Below are 23,905 nucleotides of genomic sequence, written 5' to 3' on the forward strand. Positions count from 1 at the left end.
AAAGATACCTACAAGGAGACACGGCGATGACCAGAATCACCGGCGGCTGTCTGTGCGGCGCGGTGCGCTACGAATCCGGCGGCCCGGCGCTGATGGCGCTGCGCTGCCACTGCCGCGATTGCCAGTATCTTTCGGGCGGCGAGCCCGCCGATGCGCTTGTGGTGCCCTCCGCGTCGCTCAGGCGCGTGAAGGGCGAGGACCGCTTCTACTGGACGCACGCCGACTCGGGCACGCGCGTGTTCCGCTCGTTCTGCGCGCAGTGCGGCACGCCGCTCTTCGCGGGCAACACGGCACATCCTGAAGCCATCGCGATCAAGCTGGGCTCGCTCGACGAGCCTTCGAAATATCCGCCGACGAGCCACATCTGGACCGCGTCGGCGCAGTCCTGGCACTACATCGATCCGCAGCAGCCGGCATTCGAGCGCAACCCGCCCGGGTGAGCGGGCGGGCAAGTCGGGCCGGTCAGTTTGCCGACGCGGTGCGCGCGGCGGCTTCGTCGCGCCACACGTTGTCCTTCACGGCGATCTGCCGCGGAATCAGCTTCGCGCGATAGAACGCGTCGGCGACGTCCTGCTGGGTCGCGACGATCCGGTCGTCCACCGGGGTCGCGGCATAGGGCACGCGGCGCACCCATTTCTCGACGATCGCCGCATCCAGCCCGACCTTCGGCGCGAGCAGCGCGGCGGTCTCGGCCGGATGCTGCGTGACCCATGCGCCGCCCGCACGCAGTTGCCCGATCACCGCGCGGATCGCCTGGGGATTGCGCTCGGCGAAGCTGCGCGTCGCCTCGTAGAAGTTGTAGGGCTTGGGAAGTCCCGTGTAGTCGGCGAGCGTGCGCACCTTCAGCGCTGCCTGAGCCGACGCGTAATACGGGTCCCACACGATCCATGCATCGACGTCGCCGTTCTCGAAGGCGGCGCGTGCGTCGGCGGGCGGAAGATAGACAGGCGTGATGTCGGCGGACGTCAGCCCGGCCTTTTTCAGCGCTTCGAGCAGCAGGAAATTGGAACTCGAACCCTTTTGCAGCGCGACGCGCTTGCCCTTCAGGCCGGCGAGCGTGCGGATCGGCGAGTCGGCCTTCACGAAGACCGCTTCGTTGCTTTCGCCGCCCGGCTCCGCGCCGACATAGACGAAATTCACGCCCGCGGCTTGTGCGAACACGGCGGGCGGTGCGCCCGTGTAGCCGAAATCGATGCTGCCGGTATTGAGCGCTTCCAGCAGTTGCGGACCGGCGGGAAACTCGAACCACGACACCGTATAGCCGAGCGGCTTCAGTTTCTGTTCGAGTGTGCCCTGCGCCTTGAGCACCGCGAGCAGCCCGGCCTTCTGATAGCCGATGCGGATCTGTGCGGCGGGCGTTGCGCCGGTATCGCCGGCGAAAGCGGAGGAGGAGGCCGCCGCGAACGCGGCGAGCGTTGCAGCGGCGAAGAAACGAAGAAACAGGAAGCGGAAAGTACTCATGGCGGGTTCGTGGTCGATGGAAGTCGGAACTTCCATCGACCATAACTGCGCCTGCGGTCCGCGTCGAACAAGCGATCGTGAGAAGCTAATCACGCATCGCCTGCAATCGAATGCAGCTTATTGCGCGTAGTCGAGGGTGTTGGTCAGGTCGCCCATCGGCTTGCCGCCGTTCGCGACCAGCGCCGCATCGCGTGCCGCGAGGCCCGGAAGCTTCGGCAGCGAGTAGCGCGTCGTGATGAAGCGCAGGATCGAGGTCGTGTCGTATTGCGTGTGATCGACGAACCCCTTCTTCGCGAACGGCGAAATGACCAGCGCCGGAATGCGCGTGCCCGGACCCCAGCGGTCGCCCTTCGGCGGCGCGACGTGGTCCCAGAACCCGCCGTTCTCGTCGTACGTCACGATCACGACCATGTTCTTCCACTGCGGGCTCTTCTGCAGATGCGCGATCACATCGGCGATGTGGGTGTCGCCCGACGCGACATCGGTATAGCCCGCATGCTCGTTCAGGTTGCCCTGCGGCTTGTAGAAGGACACTTGCGGCAGCGTGCCCGCGTCGATCGCCTTGATGAACTCGGAGCCGTTGGTGCCGCCGTCGAGCAGATGCTGCGCGCGGTTCGCCGTGCCCGGTGCGAGGTCGGCGAAGTAGTTGAACGGCTGATGGTGCGTCTGGAAGTCCGGCACCACGTTCACCGCGCCGTTGATGTTCGACGGATCGGCAAGCGCCGCGCCCCACGAGCCGCTATACCACGCCCACGACACGCCCGCCTTGTTCAGCAGGTCGCCGATATGCTGCTGCGTCTGCGGCGGCAGCGTCGTTGCGACGGACGGGTCGGCGTACGCCGGATCGCCGCCTGCGGCCGGCTTGTTGCCGCTCGGCTGATACGGCGGCTGCATCGTGTTGATCGCGAAGAAATCGGGCGTGAGGTTGCCCGAGTTGACGAACTTCGGAATGCCGGTGAGCGCCGAGGCGGGCGAGTTGTCCGCGAGCTTGAGCGACACGCCGTCCGGGTTCACGACCGAGATCGAGGCTGCCGCCGGGCTCTTGTCCGCGTTCGGATAGACCGGCGTGCACGCACACACGAGCCACTGGTGGTTCAGGAACGAGCCGCCGAACGCGCTCATGAAGAAGTTGTCGGCAAGCGTGAACTGCTGGGCGATCTTGTAGAGCGGCAGCTTGTCGGGGTTCGTGTTGTAGTGCCCCATCACGAGACCGCCCGAATCGGCCCAGGCGGCGAACTTGTCGTTCTTGCCGCCGTCGATCTGCATCTGGTTCTCGTAGAAGCGGTGATACAGGTCGCGCGTCGTGACCGACAGCGACGTGTTGTAGCCAGCGGGGTCGTCGATGGCGAACGGTGCGTTGGGCATGTTCACCGTCATCGCCTCGGTGATCGCGGGCGTCACGCCCTTCGCCGTCAGGCCGCCCCACACCGCCGGCAGAGCGGTGAGCACGCTGCCGTCGCGGTCGAGCTGCTTCGCCGTTTGCGCGGTCACGTTCTGCATGCCGTTCGCGCCGGGGAAGTTGCCGTACAGGTTGTCGAAGCTGCGGTTTTCCGCATAGATCACGACGACGTTCTTCACCGACGAAATGTCCGCGTGATTGCTGTCGCTGCCACCGCATGCGTACAGTCCGAATGCAGTGAGCGCCGCGAGCGGCACTGCGCAGACGAGTTTCTTGTTCATTGGGGTCTCTCTCGTGTTGGGGAGCCGGTGCGCTGACTGTCGTCGATGCGCCTTACAGAACCTCACCGGCGGCGAAAGTATTGCAAGCACTTTTGACGTGGCGATGTAATAGCGCTTTCAATTGCGTAATTTGAAACACCGGAATCGCGCGCGGGTGTCATGTCACGTAAAGGACATATTGGCGACATACGCTTCGGCTTCTTCTTCCGTCCGCTCGCGTGCCCATGTTTTCCAAGTCCCTGTCGTATATCGCTTTTTCCCTGGCTTGCTCGGTATTCGCGGCGGCGCTCGCCGGGTGCGATTCGCACGCGGCCACTGCGGCCACCGCGACGGCCCCTTCCGTGCCGCAGGGGCAGTCACGTGCGCAGGTTTTCGAAGCTGTCAGGCAGATGACATCGGTCGGCGAAAAAATCTTCTTCGACCCGACGCTGTCGGGCTCCGGTAAGCTCGCCTGCGCGTCGTGCCACAGCCCGGATCACGCGTTCGGGCCGCCGAACGCGCTGTCGGTTCAACTGGGCGGCAGCGACATGCACCGGCCCGGAATTCGCGCCGTGCCCTCGCTCAAGTACCTGCAGGCGGTGCCGCAGTTCACCGAGCATTTCCACGACTCCGATGACGAAGGCGACGAAAGCGTCGATGCCGGTCCGACGGGCGGCCTGACCTGGGACGGGCGCGTCGATCACGGTGCCGATCAGGCGCGCATTCCGCTCACGTCGTCGTTCGAGATGGGCAGCACGCCCGCGAAGGTCGTGGCGGCGGTGAAGGCGGGCGCCTACGCCGAAGACTTTCGCCGCGCATTCGGCGCAAACATCTTCGACAGCGATGACAAGGCGTTCGCCTCGGTGCTGCGCGCGCTCGAAGCGTTCGAGCAGGTGCCGCAGAAGTTTTATCCGTACACGAGCAAGTTCGATGCGTATCTCGCGGGCAAGGCGAAGCTCTCCGACGCCGAGATGCACGGCCTGCAGCTCTTCAACGACGAGAGCAAGGGCAACTGCGCCGCCTGCCACATCAGCCAGCGCGCGAAGGACGGCTCACCGCCGCAGTTCAGCGACTTCGGGCTGATCGCGCTCGGCGTGCCGCGCAACGGCGCGCTGCCGGTCAACAAGGACCCGCGTTATCACGACTTGGGAGCATGCGGCCCGGAGCGGACCGACCTGAAGGGGCGAAGCGAATTCTGCGGATTGTTCCGCACGCCGTCGCTGCGCAACGTCGCGCTGCGCAAGACCTTTTTTCACAACGGGATTTACCATTCGCTCGACGACGTAGTGCGTTTCTATGTCGAGCGGGATACCAATCCGGAGAAGTTCTATCCGGTGTCGAAGGGGGTGGTGCAGAAGTTCGACGACCTGCCGAAGCGCTACTGGGACAACCTGAACACGGAGGCGCCTTTCGATCGCAAGCGCGGCGAAAAGCCCGCGCTCGACGAGGCCGAGATCAAGGACGTCGTCGCGTTCCTCAATACGCTCACCGACGGCTACCAGGCGCCGGTGAAAGCGGCGTCGAACTAGGCGGCGATCGACCGGCAGAGCAGCGCGAGCGTGACGAACGCGCCGACCAGGAGGGCCATGCCGGCCCAGGCCACGGCGCGCGGCCATTCCACCACTTCTTCCGTGCTGTTCCAGAGCGGATGCCGCGTGAACAGGCGGTCGACGAGCAGGACAGCGCCGGGAATCCCGCCCGCACACGCGATGCTGACAATGGCGAGCACCCAGTAGAAGGTCGGCGTATCGATGGCGGAAAGTAGAGTGGACATGATCGGATTCCAAGGGAGTGCCGCTCGGTGTGGCGGGGACTTCACGATGTTAGGCATCGACCGATAACGGGACCATCGGAACAGTCTCAAAAACATCCGAGGCAGGCTGGGCAAGGCGTTCGGCACCGGGCGGCCGCTGCGCCATGACGCGGTTGCGCGGCGTCTTTGCGGTCGCGCCTCATGCTATCCTCGTCGGACCCGCCGGACGCGCCGCGCTTCGAGACGCCGCGCGCGACCATCGAATTCCGACCCGAGGAGGTTGTTCCATGCCGTTGAAATTGCGCACGCTCACCCGTGTTTCCGCCCAGTCGATCGCCGCTTTCGCGCTCATCGCCGCGAGCGTGGCCGCATCCGCCGCGAATCTCGGCTTCCTGAACGACACGCCGCTCACCTACATGAAGCAGCGCGACCTGCAGGCGCTCAACAGCGCGGCGCGCACGGCGCTCGAAACGAAGGAGGACGGCCAGTCGCTCGAGTGGAGCAATCAGGGCGCGGGCAACCCGGTGCCGATCAAGGGCACCGTCACGCCGCTGGATACCGTCAAGGATGGCGACCGGACCTGCCGCAAGATCACGCTCGTCGCCATCGCCAAGGGGCAGACGCAGACCTGGACGCCGACCGCCTGCAAGACGGGCAGCGGCAAGTGGCAACTGCAAAAGCAGTAAGGATGGCGTCGAACATCACTGCGCACGGCGACCGGGCAGCCGTCCGATGAGCGGGCGAATCGTGTCGTGCGGCGTCGTCATGCTGAACGGGCAGGGTGACGTGCTGCTCTGCCATGCAACGGAGACCTCGCACTGGGACGTGCCGAAGGGCCAGGCCGATCCCGGCGAAAGTCCGCTCGACGCGGCGTTGCGCGAACTCGTCGAGGAGACGGGAATCGTGTTGCCGGCGTCGCGCCTGAAGGATCTCGGACGCTTTCTCTATCGCCGCGACAAGGATCTGCACCTCTTCGCCGTGCGCGTCGCCGAAGACGAGGTGCAGCTCGAAAACTGCGTCTGCGAGTCGTATTTCCCGCGCTATCGCGACGGCACGATGATCCCCGAGATGGATGCGTACCGCTGGGTCAGCCACGCCGACGTCGACAAGTTTGCGAGCCGCAGCCTCGCGCGGCTCTTTCAGACCACGCTCTCGCTCGCGGAGCTTCACGAGACGCTCGACTAGCTAGTCCAGCGTGCGGTCGTTCGGATTCGCGAACAGCGCCTTCATTTCCGGCGAGAGCGGAAACTGCAGATTGATGCCGTCGGGCGGGATTGGCTGCATGAACCACTTGTCGTAGAGCCTTGCGGCTTCCCCCGAGCGCTGCATGGTGGCGATCACGTCGTCGACGAGCCGCTTGAACACCGGATCGCCCTTGCGCATCATGCAGCCGTAGGTCTCGAACGCGAGCGGCACACCTGTCACCCCATAATCGCGCCGCGCGGCGCCCTCCTGCGCGATCTTGCCGTAGAGCAGAGGGTCGTCCATCACGAACGCGACGGCGCGATCGGTCTTGAGCGCCTGAAACCCTTCGGCGTGATCGCGCGCGCTGATGATGCGAAGGTCGAGTTTCTTGTCGAGCGACATCTGGCGCAGGAGGCGCTCGTCGGACGTGCCGGCGGTCGTCGAAACCGTCTTGCCCGCGAGATCCTCGTAGTCCTTGATGCCGGACTTGCGCTTGACCGCCATCCGGATGCCGTACTGAAAGAAGCTGTTCGAGAACGCAACGAGTGCGTCGCGTTCGGCAATGTGCGCCGTCGATCCGCATTCCAGATCGACCTGGTTGTTGACGACGAACGAGATCCGGTTCGCCGATGTCACCAGCACGTTCTTCACGGCGAGGTTGGGCAGCTTGAGGCGCTTCTTGATCTCGTCCACGACTCTCAGCGCGATCTCGTGCGAGTAGCCGGTCGGCTGCTGCTGGCGGTCCAGATACGAAAACGGCACCGACGACTCGCGCACCCCGAGCACGATGGTGCCGTTCTCCGCGATCTTGCGCAGCGTCGCGGAGGGCGGCATCTGGTCGACGGCGCTCTGGGCCGCGGCGAGCTCGCTCGCCGGCGCCGCAGCATGAGCGGCCGCGCCCGACAGCACGCAGGCGGCGGCGATCCAGCAGACGCATCGGCTTGCCGGGAGACGGCGCGGCGCAAGACGGCGCGGCAGTTTCATGGTGTCCTCGCGGGTGGCGGCAGGGCGTAGCGCTCGGGCGCTTCTGAATGGTAAGACGCGTGCGAACCGGAAAGTTCGCACGCGTCGTCGATCGAGCGGGGATGCCGCGGCCGGTGATCGCGCGGCTTGCCGGCTTTCGTCACCCGGTTCAGGCGGGTTTGCCCCAGCTGTCGCGCAGGCTGACGATGCGGTTGAACACCGGCTTGCCCGGCTGCGAATCGACGCGATCGGCGACGAAATAGCCGTGCCGCTCGAACTGGAAGCGGTCTTCGGCCGACGCTTCACGCGCGCTCGGTTCGAGGTACGCGTTCACGACGCGCTTTGAATCCGGATTGAGCGCGTCGAGGAACTCGGCGCCGCCCGCGCCCGGCTGCGGTTCCTTGAAGAGCCGGTCGTAGAGGCGCACTTCGGCCGGGCACGCGTGCTGCGCGCTGACCCAGTGGATCGTGCCCTTCACCTTGTAGCCATTCGCGCCTTCGGTGCCGGACTTGCTGTCGGGGAAGTAGTTGCAGTGGACCGCGACCACGTTGCCGTTCTCGTCCTTGTCGGCGCCCGTGCATTCCACGACGAAGCCGTACTTCAGGCGTACCTTGTTGCCCGGAAAGAGCCGGAAATAGCCCTTTGGCGGCGTTTCCTGGAAGTCTTCGCGCTCGATCCACAGTTCGCGCGAGAACGGGAACGTGCGCGTGCCGCGCTCCGGATGATGCGGATGCACCGGTGCGCTGCAGTCTTCGGCCGTGCCTTCCGGATAGTTGTCGATGACGAGCTTGAGCGGGTCGAGCACGGCGATCGCGCGCGGCGCCTTGTCGTCGAGGTCATCGCGCAGCGCGCCTTCCAGCACGCTCATGTCGATCCACGAGTCGACCTTCGTCACGCCGATGCGCTCCGCCATCAGGCGGATGCTTTCCGGCGTGAAGCCGCGCCGGCGCACGCCGACGATGGTCGGCATGCGCGGGTCGTCCCAGCCGTCGACGTGATTTTCCTGCACGAGCTGCAAGAGCTTTCTCTTGCTCGTGATCGCGTAGGTGAGGTTCAGGCGTGAAAACTCGATCTGCTGCGGAAGCGGCCGCGCGAACACGCCGTCGTCGGCGAGCTGCGCGAGGAACCAGTCGTAGAGCGGGCGGTGATCCTCGAACTCCAGCGTGCACAGCGAATGCGTGATGTTCTCGAGCGCATCCGACACGCAATGCGTGTAGTCGTACATCGGGTAGATGCACCACGTGTCGCCCGTGCGGTAGTGGTGCGCGAAACGGATGCGGTAGATCACGGGGTCGCGCATGTTGAAGTTCGGCGAGCTCATGTCGATCTTCGCGCGCAGCACGTGCTCGCCTTCCTGGAACTCGCCCGCCTTCATGCGTCGAAAGAGTTCGAGGTTCTCGGCGGGCGTGCGCTCGCGGTACGGCGAGTTCCTGCCGGACTCCGTGGCCGAGCCGCGGCTCGCGCGGATTTCCTCGGCCGACTGGCTGTCGACGTACGCCTGGCCCTTCTGGATGAGCAGCTCGGCGAATTCGTAGAGCTTGTCGTAATAGTCGCTCGCGAAATACAGGTGCTCCTGGCCGTCCTTGTTCCAGTCGTAGCCGAGCCACTTCACGGCGTCGATGATCGACTCCACGTACTCGACGCTTTCCTTTTCCGGATTGGTGTCGTCAAAGCGCAGATGGCAGACGCCGCCGTAGTCGCGGGCGATGCCGAAGTTCACGCAGATGCTCTTCGCATGGCCGATGTGCAGATAGCCGTTCGGCTCGGGCGGGAAGCGCGTCTCCACCCGCTGCGACCATTTGCCGTTGCGGTTGTCTTCGTCAATGATGTTGCGGATGAAATTGGATGCCGCCGGGGCGTCGTTGCGATCGGTGTTCATGCGAAAAAAGAGAGCGGACGAGGGCGCCTACACATTCGGAAGCGTTCGATAAGACCGGATTGATCTGCCGATTCTACCTTACGGGACGGGCGGGGACAGCCGGTCCCGGCCTTTTGTTGCCGATTGACACCTATATGAGGGCAAACGCCTGTGCCGCAAGGCGCGGGCGTCTGTTCCCCTACGAGATTGTTTCGCGCGTAACGGGAGGTAAATCGCGTTGTTCGGGGCGAACCGCGGCTCTTATGATTGGCTCGCCCTTCGAGGCACCGCCTGACAGAACACGCAAGCAAAGGAAAAACCGGACATGAACAAGATCGCACACACGACGCTCAAGCTCGCCGCCGCCGGCGCCCTCATCGCGAGCCTCGCTGCCTGCAGCGGCCTGAGCCGCCAGCAGACGCACGCGGCCATCGGTGCGGGAGCGGGCGGCGCACTCGGCTACGTGCTGACGGGCGGCCCCGTCGGTACGATCGCAGGCGCCGCCGCCGGCGGCCTGATCGGCGCGGGCACGCGCTGACGCGGCGCGCGGCCTCGGCGCCGAATATATCGCCCGGATGCTGCCGCCGCCGCGCTCCGAGCGCGGCGTGCAGCCAGGGTCCCCGGCGGCCACGATAAACGTCCACTGCTCCGCGCGCGCCGCGCAGCCGCCCCTCGCGGCTCTTCTTTCGCCGGGAAGCCTTCCCTGACGCCGCCCGGCCCCTTCAGATCGCCTTCGACGCCCGCAACTGCGCGATCCGCGCTTCGTCATAGCCGAGCAACTCGCCCAGCACGCTGTCCGTGTGCTCGCCGAGCATCGGCGGATGGCGCCGCGCCTCGGGCGGCGTCGCGCTCATCCTGATCGGGCTCGCCACCAGCCTGACCTTCGCGCCTGTCGGATGGGGCAGCTCCACCTGCATCCCGCGCGCGACGACCTGCGGGTCTTCGAACACTTCCCCCAGATCGTTGATCGGCCCGCACGGCACGCCCGCCGCCTCGAGGGCCGCGAGCCACGCGTGCTTGCCGCGCTCGCGCACCATGGCGGCGAGGATCGGCACGAGCGTGTCGCGGTTCCTCACGCGCGACGGATTGGTGGCGAAGCGCGGGTCGTCGGCGAGTTCCGGGCGGCCGCCCGCGTCGACGAACTTGCGGAACTGCCCGTCGTTGCCCACCGCGACGATGATCCAGCCGTCGCTCGTCTGGAACGTCTGGTACGGCACGATGTTCGCGTGCGCGTTGCCCCAGCGCACCGGCGGCTGGCCGCTCGCGAGGAAATTCGTGTTCATGTTCGCGAGCATCGCGACCTGCACGTCGAGGAGCGCCATGTCGATGTACTGGCCTTCACCCGTGCGGTCGCGGTGGGCGAGGGCGGCCATCACGCCGATCGTCGCGTACATGCCGGTCATCAGGTCCGCGATCGCGACGCCCGCCTTCTGCGGCCCGCCGCCCGGCTGGCCGTCGCGCTCGCCGGTGATGCTCATGAAGCCGCCGATGCCCTGAATGATGAAGTCGTAGCCCGCGCGCTGCGCGTAGGGGCCGGTCTGGCCGAAGCCCGTCACCGAGCAGTAGACGAGATCCGGCTTCACCGCCTTCAGCGATTCGTAGTCGAGGCCGTACTTCTTCAACTGCCCGACCTTGTAGTTTTCCAGCACGACATCGCTTTGCGCCGCCAGTTCGCGGATGATCCGCTGGCCTTCGGGCGTCGCGATGTCGACCGTCACCGAGCGCTTGTTGCGGTTTGCGGCGAGGTAGTAGGCGGCTTCGTGCGTGTCCTCGCCGGCGGGCGTCTTCAGGTAGGGCGGGCCCCAGTGGCGGGTGTCGTCGCCGGTTTCCGGACGCTCGATCTTGATGACGTCGGCGCCGAAATCGGCGAAGGTCTGGGCGCACCAGGGACCCGCGAGCACGCGGGTCAGGTCCAGCACGCGGATATGGCTCAAGGCTCCCATGGGTGGTTCGTGTCTCCGTGATTGACCGATGCCGGCAGGCGGGCAACGTGCGGAGCATGGTAATGCATTCCCTGCGGCATTCGCTGCGTCCGCCAAAGCGACGCCTTGCGCGTCGCGGCGGGAACTGCCCGCTGCACGGGTTGCCGGGGCAAGCGTCCGGGCGGGGCGGGCGATGAGGTCAGACCGCGTCAGCGGGGCGCTGCCACGACCACGTACTGGGTCTCCGTGCCGGCGTATTGCGGCTGGTACCACGTGTTGCCGCACTGCTGATAGGCGACGCCGTCGACCATTACCGGCCCGCAGCCCGCAGGCAGCGAGCGCGCGATGGACCCGACGACGGCGGCCGTCACCGCGACGGTCGCCGTGACGGCGGCAGCCGTCGCCAGCGGGTGGTAGTCGTCGCGGCCGCGCACGTCGACGTTCACGTTCCGGTTGACGTCGATGTCGTTGCGCGAGCGGTCGATGCGCACATCATCGCCACGGCTGCGATCGCCACGGATGCTATCGGCGCGCACATGGCCGGCCCGGTCACGGTTGCCGGCATTCCCGCGGTTTTCCCACGCATGGGCGGAGGCGGCGAGGGTCAGTGCGCCCAGGGCGAGCGCGATCATGAAGCGATTGATGCGGCTGTTCGTGTTCGATTTGATTATTGTCATGCTTCGAGGCCTTGCGATAACGATTGATCCGGGCGCGGTCCGCGGGATCGCGGTGTGCGCTCGCGGCGAAGATCACGATGCGTGCCGCGGGCGCCGCTATCTGCATCGGGTCCGAATCGCGTCTGCGAGCCGGTTTTCATGAGCGGACCGTGCCTTGTGTGTCACACATTTGCACATGAATAAGGGGTGCAGAATGCGGACGGAACGGCAGCCCCGTCCGGGACGGCGGCAATTTCTCATGGCTCCGCAGACGGGTCAATTTTCGAGATGAACGGGCGGCCGGACGTGTCGTACCCGATCCGCGCCAGGCCGCCCGATACCCTGCCGGCCAGTTCCCGTGCCGGCGGCGCGAGCCTCGCATCGTGAGAGGCGTTTCGGCGCGTGGCCCCGATACGCCGAAGGCCCGCCGGACGGCGCCCGCAACGCCCCGGCCGGCTCGCGGCGATCCGACGGCGATCCCGTATAATCAAAGGCTAACTTTGCCGCGCGCATGTCCAGGCGCGGATGAATCGAAAAACCGGGCTGCGAGCGCCCCGCCTTTCGCCGCCCATCCGACGCATCACAAAACAGCAGACCGCCCCAGTACGCCATGAAAGCTGCCGATATCCGCGAGAAATTCCTGAAGTTCTTCGAATCGAAGGGCCATACGATCGTCCGTTCGTCGAGCCTCGTGCCGGGCAACGACCCGACACTGCTCTTCACCAACTCGGGCATGGTCCAGTTCAAGGACGTGTTCCTCGGCGCGGAAACGCGCCCGTACTCGCGCGCGACCACCGCGCAGCGCAGCGTGCGCGCGGGCGGCAAGCACAACGACCTCGAAAACGTCGGCTACACCGCGCGTCACCACACCTTTTTCGAGATGCTCGGCAACTTCTCGTTCGGCGACTACTTCAAGCGCGACGCGATCCACTACTGCTGGGAGCTGCTGACGAAGGTCTACATGCTGCCCGCCGACAAGCTCACGGTCACCGTCTACAAGGAAGACGACGAGGCCTACGCGATCTGGGAAAAGGAAATCGGCGTGCCCGCTGCGCGCATCATCCGCATCGGCGACAACAAGGGCGCGCGCTACGCCTCGGACAATTTCTGGCAGATGGCCGACACCGGCCCGTGCGGCCCGTGCTCGGAAGTGTTCTACGATCACGGCCCGGAAATCTGGGGCGGCCCGCCCGGATCGCCGGAAGAAGACGGCGACCGCTTCATCGAGATCTGGAACCTCGTGTTCATGCAGTTCAACCGTGACGCGCAGGGCAACATGACGCCGCTGCCCAAGCAGTGCGTCGACACGGGCATGGGCCTCGAGCGGCTCGCGGCCGTGCTGCAGCACGTGCACAGCAACTACGAAATCGACCTGTTCCAGAAGCTCATCCGGGCCGCATCGCGCGAAACGGACACGGCGGACCTCACGAACAACTCGCTGAAAGTGATCGCCGACCACATCCGCGCGTGCTCGTTCCTGATCGTCGACGGCGTGATCCCGGGCAACGAAGGCCGCGGCTACGTGCTGCGCCGGATCGTGCGCCGCGCGATCCGCCACGGCTACAAGCTCGGCCGCAAGGGCGCGTTCTTCCACAAGCTCGTCCCCGATCTTGTCGAGGAAATGGGCGCGGCCTATCCGGAACTGCAACAGGCGCAGGCGCGCGTCACCGACGTGCTGCGCCAGGAAGAAGAGCGCTTTTTCGAGACCATCGAGCACGGCATGTCGATCCTGGAAGGCGAGCTTGCCGACCTGGAAAAGCAGGGCACGAAGCAACTGAGCGGCGAACTGGCGTTCAAGCTGCACGACACCTACGGCTTTCCGCTCGACCTCACCGCGGACGTGTGCCGCGAGCGCGGCATGACGGTCGACGAAGCCGCGTTCGACGACGCGATGGCGCGCCAGCGCGATCAGGCGCGCGCGGCGGGCAAGTTCAAGATCGCGTCGGGCCTCGAATACTCGGGCGCGAAGACCACCTTCCACGGCTACGAGAAGGAAATCTTCGACGACGCCAAGGTCGTCGCGCTGTACGTGGAAGGGGCGTCGGTGGATCAGCTGAGGGCCGGCCAGCATGCGGTCGTCGTGCTCGATCACACGCCGTTCTACGCCGAATCCGGCGGCCAGGCGGGCGACCAGGGCGTGCTCGCGAACGCGAGCGTGCGCTTCTCGGTGCTCGACACGCTCAAGGTGCAGGCCGACGTGATCGGCCATCACGGCACGCTCGAACAGGGCACGCTCAAGGTCGGCGACATCGTGAAGGCCGAGATCGACGCGATCCGCCGCGCCCGCACGGCCCGCAACCACTCCGCGACGCACCTGATGCACAAGGCGCTGCGCGAAGTGCTGGGCGGCCACGTGCAGCAGAAGGGCTCGCTCGTCGACGCGGACAAGACGCGCTTCGACTTCGCGCACAACGCGCCGATGACGGACGACGAGATTCGCCGCGTCGAGGCGATCGTGAACGAGGAAGTGCTGTCGAACGCGCCAGGCATCGTGCGCGTGTTGCCGTACGACGAAGCCGTGAAGGGCGGCGCGATGGCGCTTTTCGGCGAAAAATACGGCGACACCGTGCGCGTGCTCGACCTCGGCTTCTCGCGCGAACTCTGCGGCGGCACGCACGTGCGCCGCACGGGCGACATCGGCCTCTTCAAGATCGTGATGGAAGGCGGCGTGGCGGCGGGCATTCGCCGCGTCGAGGCGATCACCGGCGACAACGCCGTGCGCTACGTGCAGGAACTCGACGCGCGCATCAACGCGGCGGCGGCCGTGCTGAAGGCGCAGCCGTCGGAATTGACGCAGCGCATCGCGCAGGTTCAGGAAACCGTGAAGTCGCTGGAAAAGGAGCTTGGCGCGCTGAAATCGAAGCTCGCGTCGAGCCAGGGCGACGAACTCGTGTCGCAGGCGGTGGAGGTGGGCGGCGTGCAGGTGCTCGCCGCGCAGCTCGACGGCGCGGACGTGAAGACGCTGCGCGAAACCGTCGACAAGCTCAAGGACAAGTTGAAGAGCGCGGCGATCGTGCTGGCTTCCGTCGAGGGCGGCAAGGTCAGCCTGATCGCGGGCGTGACGGCGGAGGCGTCGAAGAAGGTGAAGGCGGGCGAACTCGTCAACTTCGTCGCGCAGCAGGTGGGCGGCAAGGGCGGCGGCCGGCCCGACATGGCGCAGGCGGGCGGCACCGATCCGGCGAACCTGCCGGCGGCGCTCGCGGGCGTCAAGGGCTGGGTGCAGCAGCAGCTTTGATGCGTCCTCCGACGTTTCCTGCTGCGCAGCGCGTCGGCCCGCATTGACACAGCAATCAGGAAAAAAAGCCTGGTCTGTCGCGACAGACCAGGCTTTTTTTGTTTTCCGCGGCGCGCGCGTGTTCGTGCGCCGCGCCGGCTATCCGATCCGGTATCGCGCGGCAACCCAGGCGAGCCCCGCGCTGCCCGCGACGAGCGCCGCCACCGCGAGCCACAGCGCGATCGAAAACGAGCCGGTGTGCGCGGCGACCGGTGCCGCGACGAGCGGCCCCGCGATCTGTCCGACGCCGTACGCGGCCGTCGCGTAGCCCATCAGCCCGGCGGCGCGCTCGCCGCGCAGCCGGCGCGCTTCGCGCATCGCGAACAGGGTGATCGCGGTGAACGGCAGGCCGATCAGCAGGCTGCCGAGCGCGAAGCCCGCCGTCGTCGGAAAGACGATCCCGAGCGCGATCCCGACGGCCTGCAGCAGGTAGCAGCCGGCGAGCAGCGCGCGGTTGTCCCAGGCAAGCGGTAGTTGCGACGCGATCAGCGCGCCCGGGATCAGCGCCGCGCCGAAAACGGGCCAGAAGAGATCGGGCCAGGGCGAGCCCGGCAGCGCGGCGCGGGCGATCACTGGCAGGAAAGTCGCCGTGATGATGTAGCCGAAGCCCGGCAGGCCGTAGAGCACGGCGAGCCAGAGCGCCTGCGCCCGATGCTTCTCGGGCGGCGCGGCGATGCTGCGGGCGGCGGCTTCCCTGTCCCTCGGCGCGGCGCAGCGCCTCGCGCACGGGTCGTTGGCGAATGTCCGCCAGACGAACGCGCCCGCCACCGCAGAAAGCACGGCGAAGCCGATCCACGCGGCAGCGGCGCCGAGCGGCCCCGCCGCCGCTGCGAGGAGCCCCGTCACGACAATCCCGACGCCCGGCCCCGTGTAGATCACGCCGCTCCACTGATGCGCACCGAGCTCGCCGAGCCGGCGCAGCCCCCATTGCGACGCGAACACGAACGTCCACGCGCTCACCGCGCCCGCGACGAACCGCACGGCGGCCCAGAGCCAGAAGGCGTCGGTCAGGCCCATCGCGAAAGTCAGGACGACGGTCGTGGCGAGCCCGGCGCGTACGACTTTCGCGTGATCGTGGGAAATCGCCGCGCACGTCACGGCGCCGATGAAGTACCCCGCGTAGTTGAGCGACGCGAGCCAGCCGCCGTGGCGGATATCGATGGCGCCGCTTGCGAGCATCATCGGCAGAAGCGGCGTGAAGGCGAACCGCCCGACGCCGAGCGCAACCGCCAGCACGACGGCGCAGCCGATCGCGGCATCGCGCGCGGGGTGGCGGGCGGAGGAGAAGAGCGGAATTCGAGCGGACATGAGAATGCCATCGGAAATTACAAGACACCGGCTGATCCTAGCTTGACCGATGCATCCTGAAAAATGAATAATCGAGATTCAATGCATCACGAGGAGAGATTTGAATGGATCTCGCGGCGCTCCATATTTTCCGGACGGTCGTGCGCGAAAACGGCGTGACGCGCGCGGCGGCGAAGCTCAACCGCGTGCAGTCGAACGTCACGACGCGCATCCGGCAGCTCGAGGAACAGCTCGGCACCGAGCTCTTCACGCGCGAAGGCCGCCGCCTCATCCTGACCCCCGCGGGCGAAACGCTGCTGCCGTATGCCGAGCGCCTGCTCGCGCTCGCCGACGAGGCACGCCATGCCGTCGCGGAAAACCAGCCGCGCGGGCGTCTGCGCCTCGGCACGATGGAAAGCACGGCGGCGACCCGCCTGCCGCTCGCGCTCGCGCAGTACCACCACCGCTGGCCCGAGGTGGCGCTCGAACTCGTGACGGGCGTGACGCGCAAGCTGATCGACGGCGTGCGCGACTTCGAGCTCGACGCGGCGCTCGTCGCCCGGTCGCCGGATCCGCGCGTCGCGCCCGTGGACACCTTCGACAGCGTGGCGGTCTATCGCGAGGAACTCGTGATGCTGACGCCGCGCGGCCACGGGCCGATCGGCAGCGCGCGCGACGTGGCGCCCTCGACGCTCGTTGCGTTCGAGCGCGGCTGCGAGTACCGCGCGTACGCGCAGCGCTGGTACGAGCGCGACGGCCTGCGGCCCGCGCGCGTGCTGGAGCTCGGCTCCTACAACGCGATCATCGCGTGCGTGGCGGCGGGCGCGGGCGTCGCCGTGATGCCGCGCGCGCTGCTCACGAAGACGCCGAGCGAAGGCGTGGGCGTGCATCCGATCCCGGCGATCGGCCCCATCGAGACCATGCTGATCTGGCGGCGCGGCCATTGCTCCGCCGCGCTGAAGGCGCTGCGGGAACTGCTGCTCGCCGACGCGTCGGCGCGGCCCGACGCCCCGGACCCCGTCACTCCCCCGCACGAGCTCGCGCAAGACGCGGAACCTGCGCTCTCGGCGCCCGTGTCCGCGGCCCGCTGACGGGCGCGCGGCCGCACCGCCGCGGTCCCCGGCGGCGGCCCGCGCGCTTTTCCGCCAACGGCTAAAATGGCCGGCACCGTTCCCGCGATGTGATCGCGCCTTACAGCGTGGGTTTTCGCGCTTCGGACCGCATCCCTCCCTGCCTTCACTGGACCGCATGCAACACTTTGCCTCAGACAATTACGCCGGGATCTGTCCCGAAGCGCTCGCCGCGCTGATCGAAGCCAACAACAGCGGCCACGAGCCGTCCTACGGCGACGACTCCTGGACGCAGCAGGTCTGCGACCGCATCCGCGACCTGTTCCAGACCGACTGCGAAGTCTTCTTCGTCTTCAACGGCACGGCGGCCAATTCGCTCGCGCTCGCGTCGCTTTGCCAGTCGTATCACTCGGTGATCTGCCACGAACTCGCGCACATCGAAACGGACGAATGCGGCGGCCCCGAATTCTTCTCCGGCGGCTCGAAGCTCCTCACCGCGACGGGCGAAAACGGCAAGCTCACGCCCGACGCCATCGAAGCCATCGTGACGCGCCGCGCCGACATCCACTATCCGAAGCCGAAAGTCGTGACGCTTACGCAGTCGACGGAAGTCGGCACCGTCTACAGCGTCGAGGAAATCCGCGCGATCGCGGCGATCGCGAAGCGCCGCCACCTGAAGGTGCACATGGACGGCGCGCGCTTCGCGAACGCCGTGGCCGCGCTCGACGTGCATCCGTCGGAGATCACGTGGCGCGCGGGCGTCGACGTGCTGTGCTTCGGCGGCACGAAGAACGGCCTGCCGGTGGGCGAGGCGGTCGTCTTCTTCGACCAGGCGCTCGCCGCCGACTTCGCATACCGGCTGAAGCAGGCGGGGCAGCTTGCGTCGAAGATGCGCTTCATCTCCGCGCCGTGGCTCGGGCTGCTCGACAACGACGTCTGGCTGCGCAACGCGCGCCACGGCAACGCGATGGCGCAACTGATGGCCCGGCGCCTCGCCGCGATTCCCGAGGTGAAGGTGCTGTTCACGCCGCAGGCCAATGCGGTGTTCGCAGAACTGCCGCCGCGCGTGGCCGCCGCGCTGCGCGAGCGGGGCTGGAAGTTCTACCAGTTCATCGGCTCGGGCGGTTGCCGCCTGATGTGCGCGTGGGACACGAAACAGGAAACCGTCGAGCAGTTCACCGACGAAATCCGCGCGCTCTGCGCGCGTCAATGACCCCTGAAACCATGAGCCACTACCGATACTGCCCGCGCTGCGCGAAGGAACTCGTCGAGCGCACCGACCCGCACCACGAAGGCGGCCGCGTGCGGCTCGCCTGCCCCGACCCCGAGGCGCACTACGTGCACTGGGACAACCCGCTGCCGGTGGTCGCGGCGATCGTCGAATATGACGGGCGGGTCCTGCTCGCGCGCAACGCGGCGTGGCCGGAAGGGCGCTTCGCGCTCATCACCGGCTTTCTCGAGAACGGCGAGACGCCGGAAGAGGGCATCGCGCGCGAGGTGTTCGAGGAGACGTCGCTCGTCGTGCAGTCGGCGGAACTCGTCGGCGTGTACGAGTTCATCCGCAAGAACGAGCTGATCATCGCGTATCACGTGAAGGCGAGCGGGACCATCACGCTCTCGCCCGAACTGCTGGAATACCGGCTCGTCGAGCCCGCGAACCTCAGACCGTGGCGCGCGGGAACGGGACACGCGGTGGCCGAGTGGATGCGCCGGCGCGGCCTGCCGTACGAATACGTCGACCGGCCGGGGCAATAGCCGACATCGGTCACGACCGGTCACGACCGCCCATGACCGCCCACGCCCCGTCACGCCCGGCCGCCGGCGCGGGCCAGACGCGCCGCGCGCTCGCGCGTTCGGCCTGACGCGGGTCGACGCCGGCCGACGCAGGTTGACACGCGTTGCGCGCGGCTCCTAACATGCCCGAACGCCCACTTCGCTCGCCCTCACACGCCATGGCCTTCATCTTCTATCTGACGCACATCCATCTCGGCTACGACGCGCTCGGCATGCTCTCGCACGAGTGCGTGCGCACGGGCATGAAGCGCCCGCTTGTGATCACCGACAAGGGCGTGGCCGCCGCGGGGCTCGCCGCGCGGGTGCTCGAGTCCGCGAAGCTCGGCGCGTTGCCGGTTTTCGACGAAACGCCGTCGAACCCGACCGAAGCGATGGTGCTGAAGGCCGCGGACATGTACCGCAGCGAGCACTGCGATGGCCTGATCGCCGTGGGCGGCGGCTCGTCGATCGATCTCGCGAAGGGCGTCGCGATCGCGGCCACGCATCCGGGCACGCTCACCGAATACGCGACCATCGAAGGCGGCAGCAACCGGATCACCGAAAAGGCCGCGCCGTTGATCGCCGTGCCGACCACGTCGGGCACCGGCAGCGAAGTGGCGCGCGGCGCGATCATCATTCTGAACGACGGCCGCAAGCTCGGCTTTCACTCGTGGCATCTGCTGCCGAAGTCGGCTGTCTGCGACCCGTCGCTCACGCTCGGGCTGCCCGCAGGCCTGACGGCCGCCACCGGCATGGACGCGATCGCGCACTGCATCGAGACGTTCCTCGCGCCCGCGTTCAACCCGCCCGCCGACGGCATCGCGCTCGACGGCCTGGAGCGCGCGTGGGCGCACATCGAGCGCGCGACGCAGGACGGCCAGGACCGCGACGCGCGCCTGAACATGATGAGCGCGTCGATGCAGGGCGCGATGGCGTTCCAGAAGGGCCTGGGCTGCGTGCATTCGCTGTCGCATCCGCTTGGCGGGCTCGCGGTGAACGGGCGCACGTCGCTGCATCACGGCACGCTCAACGCGGTGGTCCTGCCCGCCGTGCTGCGCTTCAACGCATCGGCGCCGAGCGTGGTGGCGAACCGGTGCTACATGCGCATGCGCCGCGTGATGAATCTGCCGGAGAACGCCGATCTCGCGCAAGCGCTGCACGACATGACCGCGCGCCTCGGGCTGCCGACGCAGCTTTCGCAGATGGGCGTGGAGCCTTCCATGTTCGACAAGGTGGTGAAGGGCGCGCTCGCGGATCACTGCCACAAGACCAATCCGCGCGAAGCGAGCGCCGAGGACTACCGGCGCATGCTCGAGGAGTCGCTTTAAACGATGAGCAAGCCGATTCCCGCCAAGCGCGCCGATTTCCCGCACGTCCTCGCAATCACGACACGCTGGTCGGATAACGACGTGTACGGCCATGTGAACAACGTCGTCTACTACAGCTACTTCGACACGGTGGTGAACGAGTACCTGCTGCGCACCGGCGTGCTCGATTTCGAGGGCGGCGCGACGATCGGTCTCGTCGTCGAGACGCAATGCAACTACTTCGCGCCGGTGGTGTTTCCGCAGCGGATCGAGGCGGGGCTGCGCGTGGCGAAACTCGGCACGACGAGCGTGCGCTACGAAGTGGCGATCTTCGGCGAGGGCGACGAAGAGGCGTCCGCGCAGGGACATTTCGTGCACGTCTACGTCGATCGCGTGACGCGCCGCCCGGTTCCGCTGCCCGATGCGCTCGCCGCCGCGCTTGCGCCCCTCGCGCCGCTCGCGAACGGATAGGCGTGCAGCCGTTCGTCCAGTGGTTCGCGCTCAGTCTGCTTAACGGAGTGAGCATCGGGCTGCTGCTGTTCATGCTGTCGGCCGGGCTCACGCTGATCTTCAGCATGCTCGGCGTGCTCAACTTCGCGCACGCGAGCTTCTACATGCTCGGCGCGTACGTCGGCTACGCGCTCGCGGCGCGCGGCGGATTCTGGTTCGCGATGATCGCGGCGCCGCTTCTCGTCGGCGTGCTGGGCGCGCTCTTCGAGCGGCTCCTCTTGCGCCGGGTGCATGCGCGCGGCGCGCTCGCGGAACTCCTGCTCACCTTCGGCGCGGCCCATCTGATCGGCGAGGCGGTGAAGCTCGCCTGGGGCCTCGCGCCGCTCGACGCACCGGTTCCCGCGCTGCTCGACGGGCCGCTCTTCACGCTCTACGGCGCAGCCTTTGCGCGCTATCGCGCATTCATGATGGTGCTCTCGATCGCGATGCTCGCGGCGCTGTACGCGGTCCTGCGCGTGTCGAAGACGGGGCTCGTCGTGCGCGCGGCGCTCACCCATCCGGCGACCGTCGAGACGCTCGGCCATGACGTGCCGCGCGTCTTCACGACGGTGTTCGGAGTCGGTACGGCGCTTGCCGCGCTTGCCGGCGTGATCGGTGCGCCGCTCTTCGTGATCGAACCGTCGATGGCCGATGCGATGGGGCCGATCGTGTTCGTCGTCGTGGTGATCGGCGGGCTGGGCTCGCTCGGCGGCGCGCTCGCGGCTTCGCTCCTGATCGGCTGCGTGCAGACGTTCGCCGTGGGGACGTCGGCGTCGCTCGGCAGCATCGCGGCCCTTGCCGGCGCGCAGGTGCCGCCCGCGTGGGCGTCGCTCTCGGTGGCGCAGATCGCGCCACTCCTGCCGTACCTGCTGCTCGTCGCGATGCTGAGCGCGAGGCCGCGCGGACTCTTCGGCGAGCGGGCGGACGATGCCTAGCCGATTCGCTCCGTGGCTCGTGCTGGTCGCGGCGCTCGGCCTTCCTGCGTGCCTGCCGTCGCAAAGCTGGCTCTTCGCCTACTGCGCGCAGACCGCGACGATGATCGTCTTCGCGCTTTCCTACAACCTGCTGCTGGGACAGACGGGGCTGCTGTCGTTCGGGCATGCGGCCTATGCGGGCCTCGCCGCGTTCGCCGCGGCGCACGTGTTCAACCGCTACGGCGTGCCGCTGCCGCTGTTGCCGCTCATCGGCGGCGCAGCGGGCGCGCTCGCGGGCGTGCTTCTCGGCTTCGTCTCGACACGCCGCGCGGGCACCACCTTCGCAATGATCACGCTCGGCATCGGCGAGCTCGTCGCGGCCTGCGTGTGGCTCGTGCCGGGCTGGTTCGGCGGCGAGGGCGGCGTGCCGATCGACCGCGCGGGCGGCGCGCCGCTCCTCGCGTGGACGTTCGGCCCCGCGCGCGAGGCGTACGCGCTGATCGCCGTGTGGTGCGTGCTCGCGTGCGCCGCCATGTACGCGTTCACGCGCACGCCGACGGCCCGGCTCGCCAACGCGGTGCGCGACAACGCCGCGCGCGCCGCGGCGATCGGCTTCGATCCGCGCCGCGTGCGCTTCACGATGTCGGTCGTGGCGGCGTTCTTCGCGGGCGTCGCGGGCGTGCTCGGGCTGATCAACGTGGAGCTTGCATCGGCCGAGGGCGTCGGGCTCGCGCGCTCGGGCAGCGTGCTGATCGCGACCGTGATCGGCGGCACGGCGTCGTTCTTCGGGCCCGTCGCGGGTGCCGCGCTCCTGACGTTCTTCAGCGTCGCGGTGGCGAGCGTGACGCCTGCGTGGCCGATGTATCTGGGGCTCTTCTTCGTGTGGGTCGTGGTGGCAGCGCCCGATGGCGTCGCGGGGCTCGCCCGCACGCTATGCGCGCCTCGCGCGCCCGTGGCCCTCGTGTTCCGGACACTGGCTGCAATCGCCTGGGTGCTTGCCATCGTGATCGTGACCGAACTCGCCTACGCGATGCAGTTCGACAGCAGCGGCGGCGGCCGCGCCCAGATCGCGGGCATCGCGCTCGACGGCACCACGTGGACGCCGTGGCTCGCCGCGCTGCTTTGCTCCGCGTGCGGCGCGCTCCTGATGCGCACGGCCCGGAGCACGCGATGAATCACGCGCTCGAACTGCACCAGATCACGAAGCGCTTCGGCGCGACGCAGATTCTGCGCGGCATCGACCTGTCGATCGGGCGCGGCGAGCGTCATGCGCTGATCGGCCCGAACGGTGCGGGCAAGTCGACGCTCTTTGACGTGATCTCCGGCCGCACGCAGGCGAGCAGCGGCCGCGTCGTGCTCAACGGCGCCGACGTCTCGGGGATGGCGCCGCACCGGGTCAGCCGGCACGGCCTCGCGCGCAGCTTCCAGACGACGAGCGTGTTCGCGGGCCTGCCGGTCGTCGACAACCTGCGCTGCGCGGTGCTCGGGGCGCCCTCGGCGCGCGGCATCGATCGCTGGCTGCGTTCGCGCGCGATCGACCGCGAGGCCGATCGCATCCTCGACGCCATCGGCCTCGCGGCGCGCCGCGACGAACTGGCCGCGAGCCTGAGCTATGCGGAGCAGCGCGCGCTCGATCTCGGCATCGCGCTCGCCACCCGCGCACCGGTATTGCTGCTCGACGAGCCGACCGCCGGCATGAACCGCGCGGAGAGCGCGCGCGCCCTTGCGCTGATTCGCTCGACGACCGAAGGCCGGACGCTTCTCATCGTCGAGCACGACATGGAGGCGGTGTTCGGCATAGCCGAGCGCATCTCCGTGCTCGTGCGCGGCCGTGTGATCGCGACGGGCACGCCGGCGCAGATCCGCGCGAACCGCGTAGTGCGCGACGCCTATCTCGGCGACGAGGCGCTGCCATGAGCAAGCTGCTCGAGATCGAGGCGCTGCACGCGTGGTACGGCGCGAGTCACGTGCTGCACGGCGTGAACCTCGCGATGGACGAAGGCGAGGTGCTGGCCTTGAGCGGGCGCAACGGCTCGGGGCGCTCGACGCTTGCCAGGGCGATCATGGGTCTCGTGCGCTGGCAGGGAACGGCGAGCTTTCGCGGCGTGGCGCTTGCGGGCATGCGGCCGTTTCGCATCGCGCGCCTCGGGGTCGGCTACGTGCCCGAGGCGCGTGACATCTTCCCGACGCTCACCGTGCGCGAGAACCTGCTGCTCGGCGCGAAGCCGCGCGCGCGGCGCTTCACCCTCGACGACGCACATCGGCTCTTTCCCGCGCTGCGCGAGCGGGATGCCGTCAAGGCCGGCGCGCTCTCGGGCGGCGAGCAGCAGATGC

The 23,905-nt window shown here is 67.7% G+C and carries 24 protein-coding genes; 16 read left to right on the top strand and 8 right to left on the bottom strand.

Annotated features, from left to right (window positions below; translation table 11 throughout):
- Positions 1-26: 26 nt before the first annotated feature.
- A complete protein-coding gene (locus BG61_RS09775) occupies positions 27-440 on the top strand; it encodes a GFA family protein (RefSeq protein WP_035925274.1) in 414 nt (137 codons plus the stop codon).
- Positions 441-462: 22 nt separating this feature from the next.
- Here the strand turns inward: BG61_RS09775 and BG61_RS09780 are convergent, their stop codons facing one another.
- Both BG61_RS09780 and BG61_RS09785 read right to left on the bottom strand, forming a co-directional pair.
- Positions 463-1,461 (bottom strand): sulfonate ABC transporter substrate-binding protein, encoded by a 999-nt coding sequence (locus tag BG61_RS09780; RefSeq protein ID WP_051672395.1) that lies wholly within the window; start codon positions 1,459-1,461, stop codon positions 463-465.
- 117 nt (positions 1,462-1,578) lie between these two features.
- Complete coding sequence (locus BG61_RS09785) at positions 1,579-3,141, bottom strand: acid phosphatase (protein ID WP_035925272.1); 1,563 nt, start codon at positions 3,139-3,141, stop codon at positions 1,579-1,581.
- Between the two features lie 224 nt (positions 3,142-3,365).
- On the opposite strand from BG61_RS09785, the gene BG61_RS09790 reads away from it, so the two are divergent.
- Positions 3,366-4,649, top strand: a complete 1,284-nt coding sequence (locus BG61_RS09790; protein ID WP_051672396.1) for a cytochrome-c peroxidase — start codon at positions 3,366-3,368, stop codon at positions 4,647-4,649.
- Here the strand turns inward: BG61_RS09790 and BG61_RS09795 are convergent.
- Positions 4,646-4,894 (bottom strand): hypothetical protein, encoded by a 249-nt coding sequence (locus BG61_RS09795; RefSeq protein WP_035925269.1) that lies wholly within the window; start codon positions 4,892-4,894, stop codon positions 4,646-4,648. The genes BG61_RS09790 and BG61_RS09795 overlap by 4 nt on opposite strands.
- A gap of 266 nt (positions 4,895-5,160) precedes the next feature.
- Between BG61_RS09795 and BG61_RS09800 the strand changes: the two genes are divergently transcribed.
- Positions 5,161-5,559: an RT0821/Lpp0805 family surface protein gene (locus BG61_RS09800; RefSeq protein ID WP_035925266.1), complete on the top strand. Its 399-nt coding sequence runs from the start codon at positions 5,161-5,163 to the stop codon at positions 5,557-5,559.
- Positions 5,560-5,605: 46 nt separating this feature from the next.
- Entirely contained in the window at positions 5,606-6,058 is a 453-nt protein-coding gene (locus tag BG61_RS09805; protein WP_035925263.1) for an NUDIX hydrolase, read from the top strand.
- Here the strand turns inward: BG61_RS09805 and BG61_RS09810 are convergent, their stop codons facing one another.
- Entirely contained in the window at positions 6,059-7,042 is a 984-nt protein-coding gene (locus BG61_RS09810; RefSeq protein WP_075584139.1) for a transporter substrate-binding domain-containing protein, read from the bottom strand.
- A gap of 148 nt (positions 7,043-7,190) precedes the next feature.
- Positions 7,191-8,900 (bottom strand): glutamine--tRNA ligase/YqeY domain fusion protein, encoded by a 1,710-nt coding sequence (locus BG61_RS09815; protein WP_035925260.1) that lies wholly within the window; start codon positions 8,898-8,900, stop codon positions 7,191-7,193.
- A gap of 304 nt (positions 8,901-9,204) precedes the next feature.
- Here BG61_RS09815 and BG61_RS09820 point away from each other — a divergent pair, with 304 nt between their 5' ends.
- Positions 9,205-9,417 carry a hypothetical protein gene (locus BG61_RS09820; protein WP_035925258.1) on the top strand — a complete coding sequence of 71 codons (213 nt, stop codon included), beginning with the start codon at positions 9,205-9,207 and terminating at the stop codon, positions 9,415-9,417.
- Between the two features lie 184 nt (positions 9,418-9,601).
- On the opposite strand, the gene BG61_RS09825 is transcribed toward BG61_RS09820, so the two are convergent.
- A complete protein-coding gene (locus BG61_RS09825; protein WP_035925255.1) occupies positions 9,602-10,822 on the bottom strand; it encodes a CaiB/BaiF CoA transferase family protein in 1,221 nt (406 codons plus the stop codon).
- 188 nt (positions 10,823-11,010) lie between these two features.
- Complete coding sequence (locus BG61_RS09830; RefSeq protein WP_232255964.1) at positions 11,011-11,433, bottom strand: DUF6515 family protein; 423 nt, start codon at positions 11,431-11,433, stop codon at positions 11,011-11,013.
- Between BG61_RS09830 and BG61_RS43255 the strand changes: the two genes are divergently transcribed.
- Positions 11,432-11,620: a hypothetical protein gene (locus BG61_RS43255; RefSeq protein WP_169743297.1), complete on the top strand. Its 189-nt coding sequence runs from the start codon at positions 11,432-11,434 to the stop codon at positions 11,618-11,620. The genes BG61_RS09830 and BG61_RS43255 overlap by 2 nt on opposite strands.
- A 447-nt stretch (positions 11,621-12,067) precedes the next feature.
- Positions 12,068-14,692 carry an alanine--tRNA ligase gene (alaS, locus tag BG61_RS09835; RefSeq protein ID WP_035925251.1) on the top strand — a complete coding sequence of 875 codons (2,625 nt, stop codon included), beginning with the start codon at positions 12,068-12,070 and terminating at the stop codon, positions 14,690-14,692.
- A 138-nt stretch (positions 14,693-14,830) separates the two neighbouring features.
- Here alaS and BG61_RS09840 read toward each other — a convergent pair whose 3' ends face one another.
- Positions 14,831-16,039, bottom strand: coding sequence for a YbfB/YjiJ family MFS transporter (locus BG61_RS09840; RefSeq protein WP_051672397.1), 1,209 nt, complete (start codon positions 16,037-16,039; stop codon positions 14,831-14,833).
- A 104-nt stretch (positions 16,040-16,143) separates the two neighbouring features.
- Here BG61_RS09840 and BG61_RS09845 point away from each other — a divergent pair, with 104 nt between their 5' ends.
- From BG61_RS09845 to BG61_RS09885, 9 genes are all read left to right on the top strand, one after another.
- Positions 16,144-17,109, top strand: coding sequence for a LysR substrate-binding domain-containing protein (locus tag BG61_RS09845; RefSeq protein WP_051672398.1), 966 nt, complete (start codon positions 16,144-16,146; stop codon positions 17,107-17,109).
- A 157-nt stretch (positions 17,110-17,266) separates the two neighbouring features.
- Complete coding sequence (locus BG61_RS09850; RefSeq protein WP_035925249.1) at positions 17,267-18,301, top strand: threonine aldolase family protein; 1,035 nt, start codon at positions 17,267-17,269, stop codon at positions 18,299-18,301.
- Between the two features lie 11 nt (positions 18,302-18,312).
- Positions 18,313-18,843 (top strand): NUDIX domain-containing protein, encoded by a 531-nt coding sequence (locus BG61_RS09855; RefSeq protein ID WP_035925247.1) that lies wholly within the window; start codon positions 18,313-18,315, stop codon positions 18,841-18,843.
- A gap of 197 nt (positions 18,844-19,040) precedes the next feature.
- On the top strand, positions 19,041-20,189 hold the full coding sequence (locus tag BG61_RS09860; RefSeq protein ID WP_035925244.1) for an iron-containing alcohol dehydrogenase: 1,149 nt from the start codon (positions 19,041-19,043) through the stop codon (positions 20,187-20,189).
- A gap of 3 nt (positions 20,190-20,192) precedes the next feature.
- Positions 20,193-20,639 carry an acyl-CoA thioesterase gene (locus tag BG61_RS09865; protein WP_035925242.1) on the top strand — a complete coding sequence of 149 codons (447 nt, stop codon included), beginning with the start codon at positions 20,193-20,195 and terminating at the stop codon, positions 20,637-20,639.
- Positions 20,640-20,641: 2 nt separating this feature from the next.
- The gene (locus tag BG61_RS09870; protein ID WP_035925240.1) at positions 20,642-21,592 is read left to right on the top strand and encodes a branched-chain amino acid ABC transporter permease; all 951 of its coding nucleotides are present in this window, start codon (positions 20,642-20,644) and stop codon (positions 21,590-21,592) included.
- Entirely contained in the window at positions 21,585-22,745 is a 1,161-nt protein-coding gene (locus tag BG61_RS09875) for a branched-chain amino acid ABC transporter permease (protein WP_075584140.1), read from the top strand. Before BG61_RS09870 ends, BG61_RS09875 begins: the two co-directional genes overlap by 8 nt.
- Positions 22,742-23,488: an ABC transporter ATP-binding protein gene (locus tag BG61_RS09880; RefSeq protein ID WP_035925237.1), complete on the top strand. Its 747-nt coding sequence runs from the start codon at positions 22,742-22,744 to the stop codon at positions 23,486-23,488. Before BG61_RS09875 ends, BG61_RS09880 begins: the two co-directional genes overlap by 4 nt.
- A partial coding sequence (locus tag BG61_RS09885) for an ATP-binding cassette domain-containing protein (protein ID WP_035941638.1) occupies positions 23,485-23,905 on the top strand: 421 nt, incomplete at its 3' end. The genes BG61_RS09880 and BG61_RS09885, both read left to right, overlap by 4 nt.

This window comes from Caballeronia glathei (genome assembly GCF_000698595.1).
Taxonomy (GTDB): Bacteria; Pseudomonadota; Gammaproteobacteria; order Burkholderiales; family Burkholderiaceae; genus Caballeronia; species Caballeronia glathei.

Bases quoted from the DNA above. Each gene is read 5' to 3' on its own strand.
- BG61_RS09775 (WP_035925274.1), top strand. From the start codon at position 27: ATGACCAGAATCACCGGCGGCTGTCTGTGCGGCGCGGTGCGCTACGAA.
- BG61_RS09780 (WP_051672395.1), bottom strand. From the start codon at position 1,461: ATGAGTACTTTCCGCTTCCTGTTTCTTCGTTTCTTCGCCGCTGCAACG.
- BG61_RS09785 (WP_035925272.1), bottom strand. From the start codon at position 3,141: ATGAACAAGAAACTCGTCTGCGCAGTGCCGCTCGCGGCGCTCACTGCA.
- BG61_RS09790 (WP_051672396.1), top strand. From the start codon at position 3,366: ATGTTTTCCAAGTCCCTGTCGTATATCGCTTTTTCCCTGGCTTGCTCG.
- BG61_RS09795 (WP_035925269.1), bottom strand. From the start codon at position 4,894: ATGTCCACTCTACTTTCCGCCATCGATACGCCGACCTTCTACTGGGTG.
- BG61_RS09800 (WP_035925266.1), top strand. From the start codon at position 5,161: ATGCCGTTGAAATTGCGCACGCTCACCCGTGTTTCCGCCCAGTCGATC.
- BG61_RS09805 (WP_035925263.1), top strand. From the start codon at position 5,606: ATGAGCGGGCGAATCGTGTCGTGCGGCGTCGTCATGCTGAACGGGCAG.
- BG61_RS09810 (WP_075584139.1), bottom strand. From the start codon at position 7,042: ATGAAACTGCCGCGCCGTCTTGCGCCGCGCCGTCTCCCGGCAAGCCGA.
- BG61_RS09815 (WP_035925260.1), bottom strand. From the start codon at position 8,900: ATGAACACCGATCGCAACGACGCCCCGGCGGCATCCAATTTCATCCGC.
- BG61_RS09820 (WP_035925258.1), top strand. From the start codon at position 9,205: ATGAACAAGATCGCACACACGACGCTCAAGCTCGCCGCCGCCGGCGCC.
- BG61_RS09825 (WP_035925255.1), bottom strand. From the start codon at position 10,822: ATGGGAGCCTTGAGCCATATCCGCGTGCTGGACCTGACCCGCGTGCTC.
- BG61_RS43255 (WP_169743297.1), top strand. From the start codon at position 11,432: ATGAAGCGATTGATGCGGCTGTTCGTGTTCGATTTGATTATTGTCATG.
- BG61_RS09830 (WP_232255964.1), bottom strand. From the start codon at position 11,433: ATGATCGCGCTCGCCCTGGGCGCACTGACCCTCGCCGCCTCCGCCCAT.
- alaS (WP_035925251.1), top strand. From the start codon at position 12,068: ATGAAAGCTGCCGATATCCGCGAGAAATTCCTGAAGTTCTTCGAATCG.
- BG61_RS09840 (WP_051672397.1), bottom strand. From the start codon at position 16,039: ATGTCCGCTCGAATTCCGCTCTTCTCCTCCGCCCGCCACCCCGCGCGC.
- BG61_RS09845 (WP_051672398.1), top strand. From the start codon at position 16,144: ATGGATCTCGCGGCGCTCCATATTTTCCGGACGGTCGTGCGCGAAAAC.
- BG61_RS09850 (WP_035925249.1), top strand. From the start codon at position 17,267: ATGCAACACTTTGCCTCAGACAATTACGCCGGGATCTGTCCCGAAGCG.
- BG61_RS09855 (WP_035925247.1), top strand. From the start codon at position 18,313: ATGAGCCACTACCGATACTGCCCGCGCTGCGCGAAGGAACTCGTCGAG.
- BG61_RS09860 (WP_035925244.1), top strand. From the start codon at position 19,041: ATGGCCTTCATCTTCTATCTGACGCACATCCATCTCGGCTACGACGCG.
- BG61_RS09865 (WP_035925242.1), top strand. From the start codon at position 20,193: ATGAGCAAGCCGATTCCCGCCAAGCGCGCCGATTTCCCGCACGTCCTC.
- BG61_RS09875 (WP_075584140.1), top strand. From the start codon at position 21,585: ATGCCTAGCCGATTCGCTCCGTGGCTCGTGCTGGTCGCGGCGCTCGGC.
- BG61_RS09880 (WP_035925237.1), top strand. From the start codon at position 22,742: ATGAATCACGCGCTCGAACTGCACCAGATCACGAAGCGCTTCGGCGCG.